The 21,479-nt window shown below is 73.4% G+C and carries 5 protein-coding genes; 3 read left to right on the forward strand and 2 right to left on the reverse strand.

Features of this window, described 5'->3' with window-relative positions; translation table 11 throughout:
* Nucleotide 1: 1 nt before the first annotated feature.
* From KME78_RS16590 to KME78_RS16600, 3 genes are read left to right on the forward strand one after another with little or no spacing between them, the layout of a single operon-like run.
* On the forward strand, nt 2-6,406 hold the full coding sequence (locus KME78_RS16590) for a type I polyketide synthase (protein ID WP_219529781.1): 6,405 nt from the start codon (nt 2-4) through the stop codon (nt 6,404-6,406).
* Nucleotides 6,393-12,989 carry a type I polyketide synthase gene (locus tag KME78_RS16595; protein WP_219529782.1) on the forward strand — a complete coding sequence of 2,199 codons (6,597 nt, stop codon included), beginning with the start codon at nt 6,393-6,395 and terminating at the stop codon, nt 12,987-12,989. The genes KME78_RS16590 and KME78_RS16595 overlap by 14 nt, the downstream gene beginning before the upstream one ends.
* A 22-nt stretch (nt 12,990-13,011) precedes the next feature.
* Nucleotides 13,012-18,573, forward strand: a complete 5,562-nt coding sequence (locus KME78_RS16600; protein WP_219529783.1) for a type I polyketide synthase — start codon at nt 13,012-13,014, stop codon at nt 18,571-18,573.
* Here KME78_RS16600 and KME78_RS16605 read toward each other — a convergent pair whose 3' ends face one another.
* Together KME78_RS16605 and KME78_RS16610 are read right to left on the reverse strand one after the other, a co-directional pair.
* The gene (locus KME78_RS16605) at nt 18,574-19,797 is read right to left on the reverse strand and encodes a cytochrome P450 (protein ID WP_219529784.1); all 1,224 of its coding nucleotides are present in this window, start codon (nt 19,795-19,797) and stop codon (nt 18,574-18,576) included.
* A 28-nt stretch (nt 19,798-19,825) separates the two neighbouring features.
* A complete protein-coding gene (locus tag KME78_RS16610) occupies nt 19,826-21,442 on the reverse strand; it encodes an FAD-dependent oxidoreductase (RefSeq protein ID WP_219529786.1) in 1,617 nt (538 codons plus the stop codon).
* Nucleotides 21,443-21,479: the final 37 nt, after the last annotated feature.

Raw genomic sequence — 21,479 nt, forward strand, 5'->3', positions numbered from 1 at the left:
CGTGGACAACGAGACCAGGCTGCTCGAATACCTCAGGCGGGCGACCGCCGACCTGCGCGAGACCCGCCGCCGGTTGCGGCAGGCCGAGGACAGGAACGCCGAGCCCATCGCGATCATCGGGATGAGCTGCCGGTTCCCCGGCGAGGCCGGCACACCTGAGGAGTTGTGGCGGCTGCTGGCCGCCGGGACCGACGCGATCTCGCCGTTCCCCTCGGACCGGGGCTGGGACGCCGACCTCTACGACCCGAACCCGGACAGTCCCGGCAAGAGCTCCACGCAGTCGGGGGGATTCCTGCACGACGCCGCGCAGTTCGACCCGCACTTCTTCGGGATCAGCCCGCGGGAGGCCCTGGCGATGGATCCGCAGCAGCGCCTGCTGCTGGAGACCGCGTGGGAGGCGTTCGAGGGCGCGGGAATCGATCCGGCCGCCGCCCGGGGGAGTGCCACGGGCGTCTTCGCCGGCGTCATCTACCACGACTACGGATCCAGGCTCCGCACCGTGCCGCCGGACCTCGGCGGCTACATCGGCAACGGCAGCGACGGCAGCATCGCCTCCGGCCGGGTCTCCTACCTGCTGGGGCTGGAGGGGCCGGCCATCACGGTGGACACGGCGTGCTCGTCCTCCCTGGTGGCGCTGCACCTCGCGGTCCAGGCGCTGCGCCAGGACGAGTGCGCCATGGCGCTGGCCGGCGGGGTCACGGTGATGTCCACGCCGAGCACGTTCGTGGAGTTCAGCAGACAGCGCGGGCTGTCCCCGGACGGCCGGTGCAAGGCGTTCTCGGCGGACGCCGACGGGACGGGCTGGGGCGAGGGCGCGGGCATGCTGCTGCTGGAGCGGCTCTCCGACGCCGAACGCCACGATCACCCGGTGCTGGCCGTCGTCCGCGGCAGCGCGATCAACCAGGACGGCGCCAGCAGCGGACTGACCGTGCCCAACGGACCTTCCCAGCAGCGGGTGATCGGCCAGGCGCTGGCGGCGGCGGGCCTGACGTCCGCCGACATCGACGTGGTGGAGGCGCACGGCACCGGCACGACACTGGGCGACCCGATCGAGGCGCGAGCCCTGTTCGCCGCCTACGGGCAGGGGCGTCCAGAAGGCAGGCCCCTCTACCTGGGGTCGATCAAGTCGAACATCGGGCACACCCAGGCCGCCGCCGGCGTGGCCGGGGTGATCAAGATGGTGCTCGCGATGCGGCACGGCACGCTGCCGAAGACCCTGTACGCCGACGAGCCCTCCCCGAACGTGGACTGGTCCTCCGGCAGCATCGCCCTGCTGACCGAGAACGTGGCCTGGGACACGGCGGCGGACACGCCGCGGCGGGCGGGCATCTCCTCGTTCGGAGTCAGCGGCACCAACGCGCACGTCATCATCGAGGAACATCCGCGACCCGAGCCCGGCGACGTGGACGCGGCCCGGCTCGTCGTGCCGTGGGTGGTCTCGGCCAAGAGCGAGCAGGCACTGCGGGCCCAGGCCGGGCGACTGGCCGCCCGCGTCGAGCAGGACCCCCGGCTGTCGCCGCTCGACGTCGGCCACTCCCTGATCAGCTCGCGGACCGCCTTCCCCCACCGCGCCGTGGTGATCGGCGACGACCGCGACGCCCTCCTCGGGGGCCTGCGCGCCGTCGCGGACGCGGTCCCCGCGCCGAACCTCGTGTACGGCACCGCGACCGCCGACCCCCGAGTGGCCTTCGTCTTCCCCGGCCAGGCCGTCCTGTCCAAGGACATGACCCTCGGACTGCTCGACACCTCGCCGGCGTTCGCCGCCCGCCTGGCAGAGTGCGCGGACGCGCTGGAGAAGTTCGTGGACTGGAAGCTGATGGACGTGCTGCGCGGCGAGCCGGGCGCCTGGTCACTCGACCGGATGGACGTCAGCCAGCCCGCGGCGTGGGCGGTCATGGTCTCGCTGGCGCGGCTGTGGCGCTCCCACGGCGTGGAGCCCGAGGCCGTCGTGGGGCATTCGCAGGGCGAGATCGCCGCCGCCTGCGTGGCCGGGGCACTGTCGCTCGAAGACGCGGCCAAGGTCGTCGCCCTGCGCAGCCAGGCCATCACCGAGGACCTGTCCGGCCACGGCGGCATGCTGGCCGTCTCCCTCCCGCCCGACCAGGCGCTCGACCGGCTCGCCCCCTGGGCGGACCACCTGTCGATTGCGGCGGTGAACAGCCCGAACGCGGTGGTCGTCGCCGGCGCCTCAGCGGCCCTGAACGAACTGTTCGATCAACTGAAGGCCGAAGGCGTCCGGTCCAAGATGGTCCCGGTCGACTATCCCTCGCACACGGCCTTCGCCGAGCCGCTGCGTGATCGGCTGCTGACCGACCTGGCCGGGATCGACCCGTGGACGGCCGAGGTGGCGTTCTGCTCCACCGTGACCGGCGAGCTGATCGACACCGCGGAGCTCGACGCCGGTTACTGGTACACCAACCTGCGCAGGCCGGTGCGCTTCGACCAGGCGGTCCAGACCTTGATCCAGCAGGGCTACGGCATGTTCGTCGAGGTCAGCCCGCATCCGACGCTGACCGGCGCGGTACAGGAGACAGCCGAGGCCGCGGGCGGCACCGTAGTGGCCGTCGGCTCGCTGCGCCGCGACGAGGAGGAGACAGCCAGATTCGTCACCTCACTCGCGGAGGCCCACGCCCACGGCGCGCCGGTCGACTGGACGCCGATCCTCGCCCCGTCCCAGGCCCGGAGGGTGGACCTGCCCACGTACGCCTTCCAGCGCGAACGCTACTGGCTGGAGGCCACCGACACGGCCGACGTCGCCCACGCGGGCCTGACCGCGGCCGACCACCCCTTCCTCGGCGGCGCGCTGCCGCTGGCGGACTCGGACGAGGTCGCCTTCACCGGCCGGTTGTCGCTGCGCTCGCACCCATGGCTCGCCGGTCACGTCGTGTCCGGCACGGTGCTGTTCCCCGGTGCGGCGTTCGCCGAGCTGGCCGTCGGCGCGGGCCGCCAGGTCGGCTGCGCCCAGTTGGAGGAGCTGATCCTGGAGGCGCCGCTGGCGCTGCCCGAGCAGGGCGGCGTGCTGGTGCAGGTGCGGATCGACGCGCCCGACGAGACCGGGCGGCGGCCGCTCGCGATGCACGCGCGCTCCGAGGGCGAGCTGGACTGGACGCGGCACGCGACCGGCGCGCTGGCCGCCGCGCGTCCCGCCGCGGACTTCGACCTGTCCGCCTGGCCACCGCCCGGCGCCGAGGCCGTCGACGTGGCCGATCTCTACGACCGCCTCGCCGAGCGCGGTCTCGCCTACGACGGGCCATTCCGCGGGCTCAAGGCCGCCTGGCGGCTGGCGGACGAGGTGTTCGCCGAGGTCACCGTGCCGCACCGGGAAGCGGGGGCCTTCGGCCTGCATCCGGCCCTGCTGGACGCCGCGCTGCACGCGGAGTCCCTGCTGGACCCGGCCGCCCAGGAGGTGAGCCTGCCCTTCACCTGGTCCGGCCTCTCCCTGTACGCCGAAGGCGCTTCCACGGTGCGGGTCCGCCTGACCCGGACCGGTCCCGACGAGCTGTCGCTGCGGCTGGCCGACCCCTCCGGAGCTCCGGTGGCCGCGGTGGAGTCGCTCCTGTCCCGGCCGTTCTCGGCGTCGGCGCCGGACCCGCGCCGCGAGTCGATGTTCCGGATCGGCTGGATCCCCTCGCCGTACACCGGCGACTCGCCCGCGCCGAGCCGCCGCGCCGTGGTGGGCGCGGACGAGACGGGGCTCGCCGCCGCCCTGGGCGCCACCGCCTGTCCCGACCTGGCGTCCGTGCCGTCGGGTTCCGAGCTCGTGTTCGTGACCTTCGCGGGCGGCGGAGCCGTGCGGGGCGCGATCCATCGGGCCCTGGACACGGTACGGTCCTGGCTGGCCGACGACCGGTTCGACGATTCCACGTTCGTCCTGGTCACCAGGGGAGCGGTCGCCGTGGCCGGCGAGGACGTGACCGACCTGGCCGCCGCCGCGGTGCTCGGCCTGCTGCGGTCCGCGCAGTCGGAGCATCCCGGCCGGTTCGTGCTCCTGGACCTCGACGACTCCGAGATGCCGGTGCCCGCCGTGCTCGCGGCGCTCACCGAGCCGCAACTGGCCATACGCGCGGGCGCGGTGTTCGTGCCCAGGCTGGCGCGGGCGACGACCGGCGAGGCGCTGCTGCCGCCCTGGGGCCGCGAGACCTGGCGGCTCGACTCCACCGGCGACGGCACGCTGAACGGCCTGGCACTGGTGCCGTGCCCCGAGGCGAGCCGCCCGCTGGGACCGGGCGAGGTGCGGGTGTCGATCCGCGCGGCGGGGGTGAACTTCCGCGACGTCGTGGTGGCGCTGGGGATGGTCCCGGAGCGCGAGGTCCCGATCGGCGGCGAGGCCGCGGGTGTGGTGCTGGAGGTGGGCGCCGGGGTTGCCGATCTGGTGCCCGGTGATCGGGTGCTGGGGTTGCTGGACGGCGCGTTCGGTCCGGTGGGGGTGACGGATCGGCGGTTGCTGGCTCGGATGCCCGCCGGGTGGTCGTTCGCGGAGGCGGCGTCGGTCCCGGGCGTGTTCCTGACCGCCTATTACGGCCTGGTGGACGTGGCCGGGGTACGGCCGGGGGACAGGGTGCTCATCCACGCCGCCGCCGGCGGGGTGGGGATGGCTGCAGTACAGGTGGCCCGATGGCTGGGCGCGGAGGTATTCGGCACGGCGAGCCCGGGCAAGTGGGGAGCGCTCACCCTGGACGAGGACCATGTGGCCTCGTCGCGGACGCTGGACTTCGCGGAGAAGTTCGGCCAGGTGGATGTGGTGCTCAACTCGCTGGCTGGTGAGTTCGTTGACGCCTCGCTGGGGCTGCTGTCCGAGGGCGGCCGGTTCGTGGAGATGGGCAAGACGGACATCCGTTCCGCGGACACGATCGCGCCCGGGGTCCGCTACACCGCCTTCGACCTGATCGACGTGGGCCCGGACCGGCTGGGCGAGCTGCTGGCCGAGGTCCTGGCGCTGTTCGAGGAGGGCGTGTTCGAGGCGCTGCCCGTGCGCACGTGGGACGTGCGGCGGGCGCGGGAAGCGTTCCGGCTCATGTCGCAGGCCCGGCACGTCGGCAAGGTCGTCCTGACGATGCCGGTCGCGTTCGACGGGGACGGCACCGTGCTGGTGACGGGCGGCACGGGGATGCTGGGCGGGTTGGTGGCCCGGCACCTGGTGGCCGCGTACGGCGTCCGGGATCTGGTCCTGGTGGGACGCAGAGGCGCCGAGGCGCCCGGCGTGGAAGAGCTGCGCGCCGAGCTCGCGGGGTCGGGGGCGCGGGTCGAGATCGTGGCGTGTGACGTCGCCGACCGCGCCGCGCTGGCCGGGCTGCTGGACCGCGTACGTACGGATCGCCGGCTGTCCGCGGTGGTGCACGCGGCGGGGGCGCTGGACGACGGCATGGTGGAGTCGCTCACGGCTGAGCAGGTCGACGCGGTGGTGGGGGCGAAGGCCGAGGCGGCCTGGCAGCTGCACGAGCTGACCGAGGGCCTGGATCTGTCGGCGTTCGTGCTGTTCTCCTCGGCGGCGGGCGTCCTGGGAGAGGCGGGACAGGGCAACTACGCGGCGGCGAACGCCTTCCTGGACGCCCTGGCGACCCACCGCCGCGCGCACGGCCTCGCCGCGGTGTCGCTGGCCTGGGGCTTCTGGGAACAACGCAGCAGCATGACCGCGCACCTGGACGACACCGCCCTGGCCGGCATGGCGCGGTCCGGTCTGGCCGCGCTCTCCTCTGCCGACGGGCTGACCCTGTTCGACGCCGCCCAGACCGTGGACGAACCCGTCCTGCTGCCGATGCGGCTGGACCTCGCCGCCCTGCGGTCGAGCGCCACCCCGCTGCCGGCGCTGCTGCGCGGCCTGGTCCGCGCCCAGGCCCGCGCCCACGTACGGCAGGCCGCCCAGCCCGGCGTCAGCACGCTGAAAGACCGGCTCGACGGCCTGCCGGAGGACGAACGGAAGGCCGCGCTCGTCCGGCTCGTCCGCGCCGAGGCGGCAGGCGTGCTCGGGCACCCCGGCCCCGACTCGGTAGCACCGGACCGGGCCTTCAAGGACCTGGGCTTCGACTCGCTGACCGGGGTCGAGCTGCGCAACCGGCTCAGCGCCGCCACCGGCCTGCGCCTGCCCAGCACACTCGTCTTCGACCACCCCACGCCGGACGCCCTCGCCGACCGGGTGCGAGCCGCCTTCCTCCCGGCCGCCCAGGACGCCTCCGCCGCCGTGTACGCGGAGGTCGACCGGCTGGAGGCCGCGCTCGCCACGGTGACCGGTGACCGGGCCGGGATCACCGCCCGGCTGCGGTCACTGGTCCGCAAGTGGAACGACCCGCAGGGCGAGGCGACCGAGGCCGGGCAGTACGAGGCGGCCACGGACGACGAGCTCTTCACGATGCTCGACAACGAGCTCGGCTCCTCGCGACGGAGGTCTGAGACTGATGGCGAACGATGACAAGCTCCGCGAATACCTGAGGCTCGCGACCGCCGAACTGCGGTCGGTCCATCGGCGGATGGACGAGATGGAGGCCAGGCGGCACGAGCCCATCGCGATCGTGGCCATGAGCTGCCGCCTGCCCGGCGGAGTACGCGATCCCGAGCAGCTCTGGCGGCTGGTCGCCGAAGGGCGCGACGCGATGTCGGAGTTCCCCGCCGACCGGAGCTGGGACCTGGAGCGGCTCTACAACCCCGACCCCGAGCACGCCGGGACGTGTTACGTCAGCACGGGCGGATTCGTGCGCGACGTGGGGGACTTCGACGCGGGCTTCTTCGGCATGAGCCCGCGGGAGGCCCTGGCCACGGATCCGCAGCAGCGGCTGCTGCTGGAGACCTCCTGGGAACTGCTCGAACAGGCCGGCCTCGACCCCGCCACCCTGAAAGGCAGCGAAACAGGCGTCTTCGTCGGCGCCGCGTCCTCCGGGTACGGCGTCGGCCCGGCCGGGTTCCCCGACGGAGTCGAGGGCCATCTGCTGACCGGCGGCTCCACGGCCGTGATGTCCGGCCGCATCGCGTACGCACTCGGCCTGGAGGGGCCCGCCGTCACCTTGGACACGGCGTGCTCGTCGTCCCTGGTCGCGCTCCACCTGGCCTGCGAGTCGCTGCGCAGGGGCGAGTGCGCCCTGGCCATCAGCGGCGGCGCCACCATCATCTTCACCCCCGAGATCTTCGTGGAGTTCAGCAGGCAGCGGGGGCTGGCGCGGGACGGTCGGTGCAAGGCGTTCGCGGAGGCGGCGGATGGCACGGCCTTCGCCGAAGGCGTGGGTCTCGTGTTGCTGGAGCGGTTGTCGGACGCGCGGCGCCTTGGTCATCGGGTGCTGGCGGTGGTGCGGGGCAGCGCGGTCAATCAGGACGGTGCGAGCAACGGGCTGACCGCCCCGAACGGCCCCTCCCAGCAGCGGGTGATCCGCCAGGCGCTGATCGACGCCGAGCTGTCCCCCATCGACGTGGACGCCGTGGAAGCCCACGGCACCGGCACGATGCTGGGCGATCCGATCGAGGCGCAGGCGCTGCTGGCCACCTACGGACAGGATCGTCCGCAGGATCGGCCGCTGTGGCTGGGCACGGTCAAATCCAACATCGGCCACACCCAGGCCGCCGCCGGCGTCGCCGGGGTGATCAAGATGGTCATGGCGATGCGGCACGGCGTACTGCCGAAGACGCTGCACGTCGACACCCCGACCTCGCACGTGGACTGGTCCGCCGGGAACGTCCGGCTGCTGACCGAACCGGCCCCCTGGCCCGGCGGCGACCGTCCCCGCCGGGCGGGAGTGTCGTCGTTCGGCATCAGCGGAACCAACGCCCACGTCGTCCTGGAAGGGGTCGAGGAAGAGCCCGCGGAGCCACGGGAGCTCGCTCAGTCCCCCATGCCGATGCTGCTCTCCGGCCGGAGCCCGGCGGCGCTGCGCGCTCAGGCCGAGCGGCTGAAGTCCTACCTGGAAGAGCGGACGGACCTGGCCCTGCCGGATGTGGCCTACTCGCTGGCGACGACCCGGGCGGGCCTGGAACACCGCGCGGTGGTGACCGCGCCGGACCGCGCCGGACTGCTGGCGGGCCTGTCCCAGCCGGCCGACGGCGTGGTGAGCGGCGGAAAGCTGGCGTTCCTGTTCACCGGGCAGGGCAGCCAGCGGGTGGGGATGGGGCTGGAACTGGCCGCGACCTATCCGGTGTTCGCCGAACACCTGGCGGCGTCGTGCGCGCACCTGGATCCGCGGCTGGAGCATCCGCTGATGGAGGTGATGGCGGAGCGGCCCGACCTGCTGGACCAGACGGGATACACCCAGGCCGCCCTGTTCGCGGTGGAGGTGGCGCTGTACCGGCTGGTGGAGTCATGGGGCGTCGTGCCCGACTTCCTGCTCGGGCACTCGATCGGCGAACTGGCGGCGGCGCACGCGGCGGGCGTGCTGTCGCTGGAGGACGCGTGCGCGCTCGTGGCCGCCCGCGGCCGGCTCATGCAGGCGCTGCCGGCCGGTGGGGCGATGGTCGCGGTCCAGGCGGGGGAGGAGGAGGCCGGGCGGATCCTGGCCGAGACCCCGGACGCCGCCGGCGCGGTGGTGATCGCGGCCGTCAACGGGCCGGCGTCGGTGGTCCTGTCCGGTGACGAGCAGGCGGTCACGCGGGTGGCGGGCCGGTTCGCCAAGTCCCGCCGGTTGCCGGTCAGCCACGCCTTCCACTCCCCCCGGATGGAGCCGATGCTGGCTGCCTTCCGCGAGGTGGCCGAGAGCCTGTCGTACGGGAGCGCGTCGGTTCCGGTGGTGTCGAACCTGACCGGCGAGCCGGTACCGGAGTTCTCCGCCGAGTACTGGGTGCGGCACGTCCGCGAAGCGGTGCGATTCGCCGACGGCATCGCCTTCCTCCACGAGCGGGACGTACGGACCTTCGTCGAACTGGGCCCCGACGGGGTGCTGTCGGGCCTGGGACAGGAGTGCGTACCCGAGCCCCAGGACGGGCGCGGCCCGGTCTTCGTACCGTTGCTGCGCCGCGGCCGAGGCGAGGCCGAGCAGGTGGTGACGGCCGTCGGGCAGGCGCACGCCGGTGGCGCGGCCGTGGACTGGGAGAGGTTCTTCGCCGGTACCGGCGCCCGCCGGGTGGACCTGCCCACCTACGCCTTCCAGCACCGCCGCTACTGGCTGAACCCCGGACAGTCCGGCGGCGATCCCGCCTCGATCGGCCTCGACGCCCCGGACCATCCGCTGCTGGGCGCCGCCGTCGAACTACCCGACTCGGGCGGATTCCTGTTCACCGCCCAGCTCTCCCGCTCCGCGCACCCATGGCTCGCCGATCACACGATCGGCGAAGAGGTGATCTTCCCTGGCACCGGCCTGGTGGAACTCGCCATCAGGGCCGCCGACCAGGTCGGCTGCGGGAAGCTCGAGGAGCTGACCTTGGAGCAGCCGCTGCTCCTCCCCGAACGCGGCAGCGTCCGGCTGCAGATCGTGGTGTCCGATCCGGACGACTCCGGCACCCGGACGATCAAGATGTACTCGCAGTCCGGTGACGCGCCATGGGACCGGCACGCCACCGGCGCGCTCGCGCCGGCCGCCGCGCCCGTCGGATTCGAGGCCGCCTCGTGGCCACCGTCCGACGCGCAGCAGGTCGAGGTGGACGGACTGTACGACCGGCTCGCCGACCTGGGACTCCGCTACGGCCCGGCCTTCCGCGGCCTGCGGGCCGCCTGGACCCGTGGCGAGGAGGTCTTCGCCGAGGTAGAGCTGCCCGAGCACGCGGCGGCGGACGCGACCCGTTTCGGCCTGCATCCCGCCCTGCTGGACGCCGCGCTGCACGCCTTCGGCTTCAGCTCCGCCTCGGCCGAGCACACCGCGTTGCCGTTCACCTGGGCCGATGTGGAGCTGCACGCCGCCGGGGCGTCGAGCCTGCGCGTACGGGTGACGCCGACGGGCGAAGACTCCTTGCGCTTGGAGGCGGCCGACTCGCTCGGTCAGCCGGTGGTGTCGATCGGTTCGCTGGTGCTGCGTCAGATCACCCTCGACAAGCTCGCCGGTGCCCGCACCGGTGCTGAACGTTCCTTGTACCACCTGGACTGGACGCCGATCTCGGTCGAGCCGGCGTCCTCGACCCGGTGCTGGGCCATCGGCGGCGAGGTCGCCGGCGCGGAGCCGTACGACGACCTGTCCGTGCTGATCCGGGCCGTCGAGTCGGGGGCGAGCCCGCCCGAGGTCGTCATCGTGCACCCCGCCGTCACGGCCGGGGCCGACACCGTGACCGCCGCGGGCACCGGCGGCTCGGCGTCCGTGACGGCTACGGGCGACTCGGTGTCCGTGACGGAGACGGGCGGCTCGGTGTCCGTGACGGGTATGGGCGACCCGGTGTCCGTGACGGACACGAGTGACTCCGTGGCGGCTGCGGACACGGGCGACTCCGTGGCCGCCACGGTCCACACGGCGGTCCATCGGGCGCTCGACCTGGTGCAGGTCTGGCTGGCCGACCCACGGCTCGCCGAGTCTCGGCTGGTCTTCCTGACCAGGAAGGCGATCGCTCCCGGTGACGGGCGCGACCTCGCGGGGGCCGCGGTGTGGGGCCTGATCCGGTCCGCGCAGGCCGAGAACCCCGGCCAGTTCACCCTGCTCGACCTCGCTGACCACGCCCCCTCCGCCGACCTGGTCGCTGACCACGTGCCGTCCGCCGACCCGGTCGCTGACCGCGTCCCGTCCGCCGACCTGGTCGACGACCACCTCCCCTCCGCCGCCCTCATCGCCGCCGCGGCCCTCAGCGGCGAGCCGCAGCTCGTCCTGAAGGAGGGCGCGGTGCTCGCGGCCCGGCTCGCGCACGCGCCCGACACCGGCCTGACCCCGCCGCCGGACGCCGCCACCTGGCGGATGGACAGCCGCGCCAAAGGCACGCTGGACGGCCTGGCCTTCGTCGACGCGCCAGAGGCCGCCGCGCCCCTGAAGCCGGGAGAGATCAGGATCGCCCTGCGCGCGGCCGGCGTGAACTTCCGCGACGTGCTCAACGCCCTCGGCATGTACCCGGGCGAGAGCGGCGCGATGGGACTGGAGGGCGCGGGCGTGATCGCCGAGATCGGCCCCGGCGTCACCGGGTTCGCGCCAGGCGACCGCGTGCTGGGCCTGTTCGACGGCGGCGCGTTCGGCCCGCTGATCGTCACGGACCACCGGCAGGTGGCTCCCATGCCCGCCGGGTGGTCGTTCGCGGAGGCGGCGTCGGTCCCGGTGGCGTTCCTGACCGCCTACTACGGTCTGGTCGATCTGGCCGGGGTACAGCCGGGGGACAGGGTGCTCATCCACGCCGCCGCCGGCGGGGTGGGGATGGCTGCGGTGCAGCTCGCCCGCCGGCTCGGCGCGGAGGTGTTCGGTACGGCAAGTCCGGGCAAGTGGGCAGCGCTCACCCTGGACGAGGACCATGTGGCCTCCTCACGGACACTGGACTTCGCGGAGAAGTTCGGCCAGGTCGACGTGGTGCTCAACTCGCTGGCCGGCGAGTTCGTCGACGCTTCACTGGGGCTGCTGTCGGACGGCGGCCGGTTCGTGGAGATGGGCAAGACCGACCTCCGCGACACCATCGCTCCCGGGATCCGTTACACGCCCTTCGACCTCGTCGAAGCCGGTCCCGACCGGACCGGGCAGATGCTGCGCGAGATTCTCGACCTGTTCGAGCGAGGCGAGATCCAGCCGCTCCCCGTCACGTCCTGGGACCTCAGGCGGGCCCCGGAGGCGTTCCGGTTCATGTCGCAAGCCCGGCATATCGGGAAGGTCGTGCTGACGGTCCCGTCCCCCATCGACCTCGACGGGACCGTACTGGTGACCGGCGGTACCGGCGGCCTCGGCAAGCTCCTCGCCCGCCATCTCGTCGCCCGCCACGGCGTACGCGATCTGCTGCTGACCAGCCGTCGCGGCACCGCCGTCGAGGGCGCCGAGAAACTCCGCGCCGAGCTCGCGGAGCTCGGCGCGCGGGTCGAGATCGCGGCCTGTGACGTCGCCGACCGCGACGCGCTCGCCGCGCTGATCGCGGGCCGCCCGCTCACGGCCGTGGTGCACGCCGCGGGCGTACTGGACGACGGACCGATCACCTCGCTCACCCCCGAGCGACTGGACGGCGTGCTGCGGCCGAAGGCGGACGCGGCGCTGAACCTGCACGAGCTGACGCGCGGCCTCGACCTGTCGGCCTTCGTCATGTTCTCCTCGGCCGCCGGCACGATGGGCAGCGCGGGGCAGGGCAACTACGCGGCCGCCAACGCCTTCCTGGACGCGCTGGCCCACCGGCGACGGGCGCAGGGGCTCCCGGCGACCTCGCTGGCCTGGGGGCCGTGGACGGGAAGCGGGGGCATGCTCGACACCCTCGCCGACGCCGAGGTCACCCGGATGGCCCGCGACGGCATCATCCCGTTCACGCCGGAGACGGGTTTGTCGGTGTTCGACACCGCCCTGCTCCGGCCCGAGGCGGCCTTGGTGCCGATGCGCCTGGACACCAAGGCCATGAGCGCGCGCGGCGACTCCCTGCCGCCGATGCTCAGAGAGCTGGTACGAACCCGGCCGCGCCGCGCCGCCTCCACCGACCGCGGCACCGGCCCGAGCCTGAAGGACAGGCTGGCCGGGCTTCCCGAGCCGGACCGGCGGAAGATCCTGCTCGACCTCGTGCTCGACCAGGTCACCGCCGTGCTCGGCCACGCCTCCGCCGACGAGGTGGACCCGCACCGGCCGTTCGACGAGCTCGGGTTCGACTCGCTGACCGCGGTCGAGCTGCGCAACCGGCTGAACGCCGCGGTCGATCGGCGACTGCCCACGACGGTGGCTTTCGACCACGCGACGCCGATCGCGCTGGCGGAGTACCTGCTCACGGAGATCGCGCCGGCCGACAGGCCCACCGGCGAGCGGGCGCTGGAGGAACTGGACCGGCTGGGGCGGCTGCTCGGCGCGCTCACGCCCGACGAGGAGACGCGGTCGACGGTCACCGCGCGGCTGCGCGGCCTCCTGACGCAATGGCGCGGCGAACAGGCGGAGCCCGGCCGGGCCGTGGAGTCGGCGAGCGCCGACGAGCTGTTCGCGTTGATCGACAAGGGGCTCTGAGACTTCCGGAAGGTGGCATGACGTGGCGGACGAGCAGAAGCTCCTCGACTACCTCAGGCGGGTGACCGCCGATCTCCAGCAGACCAGGGAACGGCTCCGCGAGGCCGAGGCCCGCGAACACGAGCCGATCGCGGTGGTCGCCATGAGCTGCCGGTTCCCCGGGGACGTAAATGGTCCTGAGGACCTCTGGCGGCTCGTGGCGGACGGGCGCGACGGTGTGTCGTTGTTCCCCGACGACCGGGGTTGGGACCTCTCCGCCCTCTACGACCCGGAACTGACCCGCCCGGGCACCACCTACACCCGCGAGGGCGGGTTCCTGCACGACGCCGCCGCCTTCGACGCCGGATTCTTCGGCATCTCGCCCCGGGAGGCGCTGGCCGCCGACCCCCAGCAGCGCCTGATGCTGGAGGTGGCGCTGGAGGCGTTCGAGCGGGGCGGCATCGACCCGCGGTCGCTGAAGGACAGCCAGGTGGGCGTCTTCGTCGGCGCCTTCGCCGACGGGTACGGCGGCAGCCTGGGCATACCCGCGGAAGGCGCGGAGGGCCACCTGCTGACGGGGAACTCCACCGCGGTGATCTCGGGCCGGATCTCCTACGTGTTCGGGCTCAAGGGCCCCGCGGCCACCATCGACACGGCGTGCTCGTCGTCGCTGGTGGCGCTGCACTGGGCGTGCGAGTCGCTGCGCGGCGGGGAGAGCACGCTCGCGCTCGCCGGCGGGGTGACCGTCATGCCCACCCCCGACATCTTCGTGGAGTTCAGCCGCCAGCGTGGCCTGGCGCGCGACGGGCGGTGCAAGGCCTTCTCCGACGACGCCGACGGCACCGGGTGGGGTGAGGGCGCCGGCCTGCTGCTGCTGGAGCGGTTGTCCGACGCGCGGCGCAACGGTCATCCGGTCCTCGCGGTCGTACGCGGGTCCGCGATCAACCAGGACGGCGCCAGCAACGGCCTGTCCGCCCCGAGCGGGGTGTCCCAGCAGCGGGTCATCCGCCGCGCGCTGGCCGACGCCGGGCTCGCGGCCGCCGACGTGGACTTCGTCGAGGCGCACGGCACCGGCACCACCCTGGGCGATCCCATCGAGGCGCAGGCGCTGCTGGCCACCTACGGCGCCGACCGCCCCGCCGACCGGCCGCTGTGGCTGGGGTCGATCAAGTCCAACATCGGTCACACCCAGTCCGCCGCCGGTGTCGCCGGGGTGATCAAGGCGGTGCTGGCCATGCGGGCGGGCCTGCTGCCCAAGACGCTGCACGTGTCCGCGCCCTCGTCCCACGTGGACTGGTCCGCGGGCAACGTCCGCCTCCTGACGGAGACCGTCGACTGGCCGGACACCGGCGCCCCCCGGCGGGCCGGCGTGTCCGCCTTCGGCGTCAGCGGCACGAACGCACACGTGATCCTGGAACAGGCCACGGCAGCCGACACCGCCCCGACCGGGGCTGCGCCGTCGGCGGACGCTGCCGCCCCGGCCGGGGTCGCATCGCCAGCGGACGGCGCGGCGGTCGCGTGGGTGGTGTCGGCCAAGAGTGCCGCCGCGCTGCGGGCTCAGCTTGAGCGGCTTGGCGCGCATGTGGCGCGGCGCCCCGGTCAGCCCGTTGCCGATGTCGGGTTCTCCCTGGCGACGACGCGGACGGCGTACCGGCATCGCGCCGCGGTCGTCGGGCGGGACCGTGACGAGTTGCTGGCGGCCGTGCGCGGGATGGCCGCGGGTGAGCAGGTACCCGGCGCGGTCGGTGGTGTGGCCGGGGTGCCGGGCAAGACGGTGTTCGTCTTTCCGGGGCAGGGGTCGCAGTGGGCGGGCATGGCCACCCAACTGCTCGACGAGTCGCCGGTCTTCGCCGAGCACTTCGCCGCCTGCGAGCGTGCTCTCACCCCGTTCGTCGACTGGTCCCCGGCACCGGTGCTCCGCGGCGCGCCCGGCACGCCCCCGCTGGAGCGGGTGGACGTGGTCCAGCCGCTGCTGTGGGCGGTCATGGTGGCGCTGGCCGAGCTGTGGCGTTCGTACGGCGTGCGGCCCGACGCGGTGATCGGCCACTCCCAAGGCGAGATCGCCGCCGCCACGGTGGCGGGTGGCCTGTCCCTGGAGGACGGAGCCCGCGTGGTCGCCCTGCGCAGCCAGGCCATCGGCGCCGTGCTCGCCGGCCGGGGCGGCATGGCGTCCGTCGGGCTGCCCGTCGACGAGCTGACCGCGCGCCTTGGCCGGCGACCGGGTGACTACTCCCTGGCCGCGGTCAACGGAGCACGCTCGGCCGTGGTCTCCGGGTCGCCCGGCGCGCTCGGCGAACTGGTCGCGGAGCTCACCGCCGAAGGGATCCGGGCCAAGTTGATCCCGGTCGACTACGCCTCACACTCGGCCCAGGTCGACGAGCTGCGTGAGCGCCTGCTGCAGGATCTCGGGCCGATCAGGCCCGGCGCGGGCGAAGTGCCGATGATCTCGACGGTGACCGGCGACTGGATCGACACCACCGGGCTCGACGCCGCGTACTGGCACGCCAACCTGCGGCAGACCGTACGGTTCGACGCGGCCGTCCACGCGCTCGTCGCCCAGGGCCACGCGGTCTTCGTCGAGGCCAGCCCGCACCCGGTGCTCACCATGGGCGTCCAGGAGACCCTCGACGCCCTCGACCGTGACGCCGTGGTCATCGGCACGCTCCGCCGCGAGGACGGCGGCCGGGCCCGCATGCTCACCTCGCTCGCCGAGCTGCACGTACGCGGCGTCGGCGTGGACTGGTCCGCCGTCTACCCCGGCGCCCGCCGGGTGGACCTGCCGACCTACGCCTTCCAGCGCGAACGCTACTGGCTGGAGCCCGTGAGCGCCGTCATCTCCGGGGAGGCCCCGAGCGCCGACCCCGATGAAGCCGATTTCTGGGCGGCCGTGGACCGGGGGGACGTGCCACGGTTCGCCGAGGTGGATCCGGCCGCCCTGGCCGAGGTGCTGCCGGCCCTGTCGACATGGCGCCGGCAGCGGCGGCAGGCGGCGACGCTGGACTCCTGGCGCTACCGGGTGGCCTGGCGGCCGGTACGAGAGCCGGCCGACGCGACACTGACCGGAACATCCTGGATCGTCGCCCTGCCGGAGACCGACGGCGCCGACACACAAGCGGCTACTGCCACCGACGGTGCCGACATGTGGACGGCTTCGGTCGTCAGCGGGCTGGCCAAGGCGGGTGCCCACGTGGTGCCGATCCGGGTGGGGGACCAGGACCGGGCCGCGCTCGCGCGTACCCTGCGCGACGCCCTCCCCGAGGAGCCGCCGACCGGCGTGCTCTCCCTGCTGGCGCTCGACGACCGCGCCCACCCGGCCCACCCCGTACTCTCCAACGGCTCAGCCATGACCGTCACGCTGGTGCAGGCGCTCGGCGACGCGGAGGTCTCCGCGCCGCTATGGGCGCTCACCTCGGGCGCGGTGGCCGTGGAGCACCCGGCCGAACTCCGGTCCCCCTCCCAGGCGGTGGTGTGGGGCATCGGCACCGTCCTCGCCCTGGACCACCCCGACACCTGGGGCGGCCTGATCGACGTCCCCGCCGAACCGGACGAACGTACCGTCGCCCGCCTGTGCGGCGTCCTGTCCGGGCGGGACGGTGAGGATCAGTCGGCGGTACGGGCGGCGGGCGTCTTCGCCCGGCGGATGGAGCGCGCACCGCTGGACGGCGCGACTCCCGAGACCCTCTGGCGACCGCACGGCACGGTCCTCGTCACCGGCGGCACCGGCGGTGTCGGCGCCCAGGTCGCCCGCTGGCTGGCGGCCCGCGGCGCCGAGCACCTCGCGCTGGTCAGCCGCCGGGGGCGGGCCGTCGAGGGCGTCGCCGAGCTGGAGGCCGAGCTGACGGCGCTCGGCGCCAAGGTCACCGTGACCGCCTGCGACGTCGCCGACCGCGAAGGGCTGCGCCGCGTGCTCGACGCGCTGCCCGAGGGGCAGCCGCTGACCGCGATCGTGCACGCGGCCGGCGTCGTACGCGACGACACGCCGCTCGCCGGCAGCACGATCGCGGAGTTCGCCGAGACGGCCGAGGGCAAGATCGCGGGAGCGCTGCTCCTCGACGAGCTGTCGATCGGTCATCCGGTGGAGCGATTCGTGCTGTTCTCCTCCGGCTCCGCGGTGTGGGGCCAGGCGGGACAGGCCGCCTATGCCGGAGCCAACGCGTTCCTGGACGCGCTGGCCCACGCGCGCCGTGCCCGCGGGCTCCCGGCCACCTCGGTCGCCTGGGGCGCCTGGGGCGGCGGCGGCATGGTGGACGAGTCGGTCGGCGCGCGGCTGCGCCGGCTCGGCGTACGCGTCATGGAGCCCGGCGCGGCAGTCGCCGCGCTGGAGAAGGTCCTCGACCACGACGAGTCCCACCGCGTGGTGGCCGACATCGACTGGCGCCGGTTCGCCTCGGTGTTCACCCTCGCCAGGCCGCGGCCGCTGCTTCGCGCGCTGCCCGACGTACAGGCGGTCCTCGACGGCGAGGCGGCCGGTCAGGACGCCCACGAGCCGTCACTCGCGGCGGAGCTGGCCGGGCTGGCGGCGGACGAGCGCGTCGACCGGCTGCGCGACCTGGTGCGGGCGCACACCGCGAAGGTGCTCGGGCATTCCGGTCCCGACTCGATCGACCCCGACCAGAACTTCCTCGAAGCCGGATTCGACTCGCTGACCTCGGTCGAACTGCGTAACAGCCTCGCCGGCGCCACCGGACTGCGCATGCCGGCCACCGTGGTCTTCGACCACCCCAGCCCCGCCGCCCTGGCCCGGCACCTGTCGGACGAGTTCGGCGGCACGCGCGGCGGCGACCCGCACGCGGGCGACAGCCTCAGCGCGCTGTTCGGGGAGGCGGCCCGCGCGGGCAAGACGCACGAGGGCCTGGCCGTGCTGCGGGCCGTGGCCGAGCTGCGGCCGTCCTTCGACGCGCCGGACGAACTCGCCGCCATCCCACCGGCGCTCAAGCTGGCAACCGGTCCCGGCGAACCTGCCCTGTTCTGCTTCAGCACACCCATGGCGCTGGGGGGAGCCGCCCAGTTCGCCCGGCTCGCGGCGAACTTCCAGGGTCTGCGCGACCTCTTCGCCCTGCCCGTCCTCGGCTTCGCACCCGAAGAGAGCCTGCCCGGTACGGCCGAAGCCGCCGTACGCACGTGGGCGCGGAGCGTCCGCGACGCGGCGGACGGGAGACCGTTCGCGCTCCTCGGCTACTGCGCCGGCGGGATCTTCGCGCACGCCGCGGCCGGTCACCTGGAGGAGATGGGCGTCCCCCCGGCCGGCCTGATCCTGCTCGACACCTTCCTGGCCGAGAGCCAGGTGGTCGACGACCTCGGGCCGCAGATGGTCGAGGGCATGTTCGAGCGAGAAGACTCCTTCGGGCCCTTCACCAACGCGCGGCTGTCGGCGATGGGCCGCTACTACAAGCTGTTCCGCGAATGCGAGCTGGGAGAGGTGACGGCACCCATCCTGTTCGTCCATCCGGACACGCCATTGGCGCCCTCCCTCTCCGGGGAGTGGCGTGCCACCTGGCACACGAAGCACACCGCCCAGGAGGTGAAGGGCGACCACTTCACGATGCTGGAGGGCGAGGCGCCGTCCATGGCCCACACCATCGAGACCTGGCTCGAGTCCCTGTAGTCACGTGATCGGCTGGTACGGAAGCACCCGGTCGTACGCGATGAGAAGGTGACGCGGACCCCTCAAGGTGGAGCTGGGGCGGTAGGGCGGCGGGTCGGTGACCAGGCGGGGGTTCACCAGCCGGTGCGCGAGCTCACGGAGCGCGATCTGGGCCTCCAGGCGGGCCAGCGGAGCGCCGAAGCAGTGATGGACGCCGCCCCCGAAACCGAGGTGCTGGATGTAGGGGCGGTCGGGATCGAAGCGGTCGGGATCCCGCAGGTGCGCGGGGTCGCGGCTGCCCGAGGCGAGGGCGAGGACGATGGGCGAGCCCTTCGGGATGGTGACATCCGCGATCGTGATGTCGTCGAGGGCGACGCGCTGCGACAGGAAGTGCACGGGCGGCTCGTAGCGCAGCAGCTCCTCGACGGTGTGGATGATCAGGTCCGGCTCCTGGCGGAGCCGTTCGATCAGCCACGGGTTGCGCAGCAGGGTGAGCATCCCGTTGGTGATGAGGTTGACCGTGGTCTCGTGCCCGGCGATCAGCAACAGCGCGGCGGTCGAGATCACCTCGAGGTGCGACATCGACCCGTCGGGGCCGTCATCGGTGACCAGCCCGGACAGGAGGTCGTCGCCCGGGTTCTTGCGGTGGTCCTCGGCGAGTTCGCCCAGGTACTGGCCCAGCGTGACCACGGTGGCCTCGCGCCTCTTGAGCCGCTCCTCCCTGTCGTCCTCGCCGGGGCCGAGGGTCTCCACGATCTCGTCGGCCCACTGGTGGAAGCGGGGTTCGTCCTCCACGGGCACGCCGAGCAGGCGGCAGATCACCGTGACCGGGAACGGGTAGGCGACGTCGTCGACGATGTCGGCCTCCGTCCGGTCCGCGATGCCGTCGATCAGCCCCGTGACGATCTCGAGCAGCTCCCCGCGCAGGCTCTCCACCTTGCGCGGCGAATGGGGCGGCCCGAAATGACGCATGGCCAGCCGCCGGAGCCGGTCGTGCTCGGGCGGATCGGTGGTGATGAAGGAGGGCGGCAGCCCCTCGGAAGGGGGCGCGTCGGCGAGATTGCGGCGGTCCGAGCTGACCCGCGGATCGTGCAGCAGCGCGACGATCTCCTCGTACGTGCTGACGACGTAGCTGCCGTCCTCCTGCCGCGCCACGGGTGTTCTGCGCAGCTCGGCGTACAGCGAGTACGGGTCGGCCCGGTTGGCGAACTGCTGGATCTGCGCGAAGATGCTGGCCGGCTCCACGAGGCTGCCTCCGTTTGTCGAGATGGTCTTACCGTTGGGGGCGTACGAGCGCGACGCGGCGTTCGGCCGGATCGTGACCGGTCACCACCACGGTCGCGCCTTCGGCGGGCTTGATCCGCTGCGGGACCTCGGCCGGCACGGGCCGCAGCCCGTCGCGCCGGTCGACCGTGCGGAAGTCCGGCGGGAACGGCGCGGCCTGCTCGATCAGGCGCCGGTAGAAGTCCAGCCACATCGCCTGGTCGAAGGTGACCGCGGCGGTGATCCTGCCCCGGTAGCCGTAGACGGCGACGAACCGGCGCTCGGCCACCGAGCCCTGCGCGATCACCAGCTCGTCGGCGAAGCTCGGCACGCCGACCGACTTGATGTTGACCCCGAACTGGTTGGACCAGAACACCGGCAGCGACAGATGCGGCCAGCGATGAGCCTGGTCGCTGATCATGTTGTGCGCGGCGACCTCGGCCTGGGCGACGGCGTTGCCCCAGTGCTCCAGCGCGAGGAACTGGTACTGGAACACCGGATGCGGGAACCGCGCCACGTCACCGGCGGCGAACACGTTGTCGGTGACCAGGCCGTTGATGTCGAAGGCACGGCAGCCCGCGTCGGTGGCCACCCCCCACACACCGGCGGCCAGCCCCGAGCCCTCCAGCCATTCCACGTTGCGGATCGCGCCGAGCGCGACCACCGCCATGTCGGCCTCGACGGTGCTGCCGTCGGACAGCCGGGCCCCGACCAGCCGCCCGTCCGCGTCTCCGTCGAGCGAGGCGACCGTGACCCCGCAGCGCAGGTCCACACCGGCCGCGCGCTGCATGTCCGCCGCCGCCGCGCCGATCACCTTGCCCAGCGCGCCGTTCAGCGGAACGGGCCCGTGGTCGACGACGGTCACCGGCAGCCCGAGCTCGCGGCAGACCGAGGCCACCTCCGAGCCGGTGAATCCGGCCCCGATGATCAGCACCCGGTTGACCCCGGCGGCCAGCCGCTGCCGCATCCGGTGCGCCTCGTCCAGCGTGCGCAGGACGTACACACCGTCGAGCGCGGCCTCCTGCTCCTTCGGCCACGGCCTGGCACGCGCGCCGGTGGCGATCAGCAACTTGTCGAAGCCGAGCTCCCGGCCGTCGGCCAGCCGCACCTGCTGGGCGGACAGGTCCAGTCCGGTCGCCGTGGTGCCCGGCAGCCATTCGACGTCCGGTTCGCGAAGGTGGGGGAGCAGGGTGCGTTCGGCGGGCACCTTGCCGGACAGCACCTGCTTGGACAGCGGTGGCCGGTCGTACGGCTGGTGCGACTCGTCCCCGACCAGGGTCAGCGACCCCGTGAAGCCGTCTCTCCGCAGCACCCCCGCGGCCCGGCCGCCGGCCAGGGAGGCGCCGACGATGACGATGCGGCCGTTGCGCTTGAACTCCCCGTCACCACCCGTCGGGGCGGGGGCCATCTCGGGCCGCATGGTTCGGTGCTGGGTGGCCATCCGGCCGACGTGAATGGCCTGGACCGGGCAGGCCGCGGCCGCTCGCAGGACGTGCTCGCGCTGGTCGTCGTCCGGGCCGGTGTCGTACAGGAGCGCTTCCTGGCCGGGCATCGTGAACACGTCCGGCGCCAGGAAGACGCACTGCCCGTACCCCTGACAGCGCGTGAGATCAACGACAACTCTCACAGCAACACTCCCCGTCGAGCCGACCTGAAAGGCCCTT

Source organism: Nonomuraea guangzhouensis, assembly GCF_019396345.1.
GTDB classification, from domain to species: Bacteria; Actinomycetota; Actinomycetes; order Streptosporangiales; family Streptosporangiaceae; genus Nonomuraea; species Nonomuraea guangzhouensis.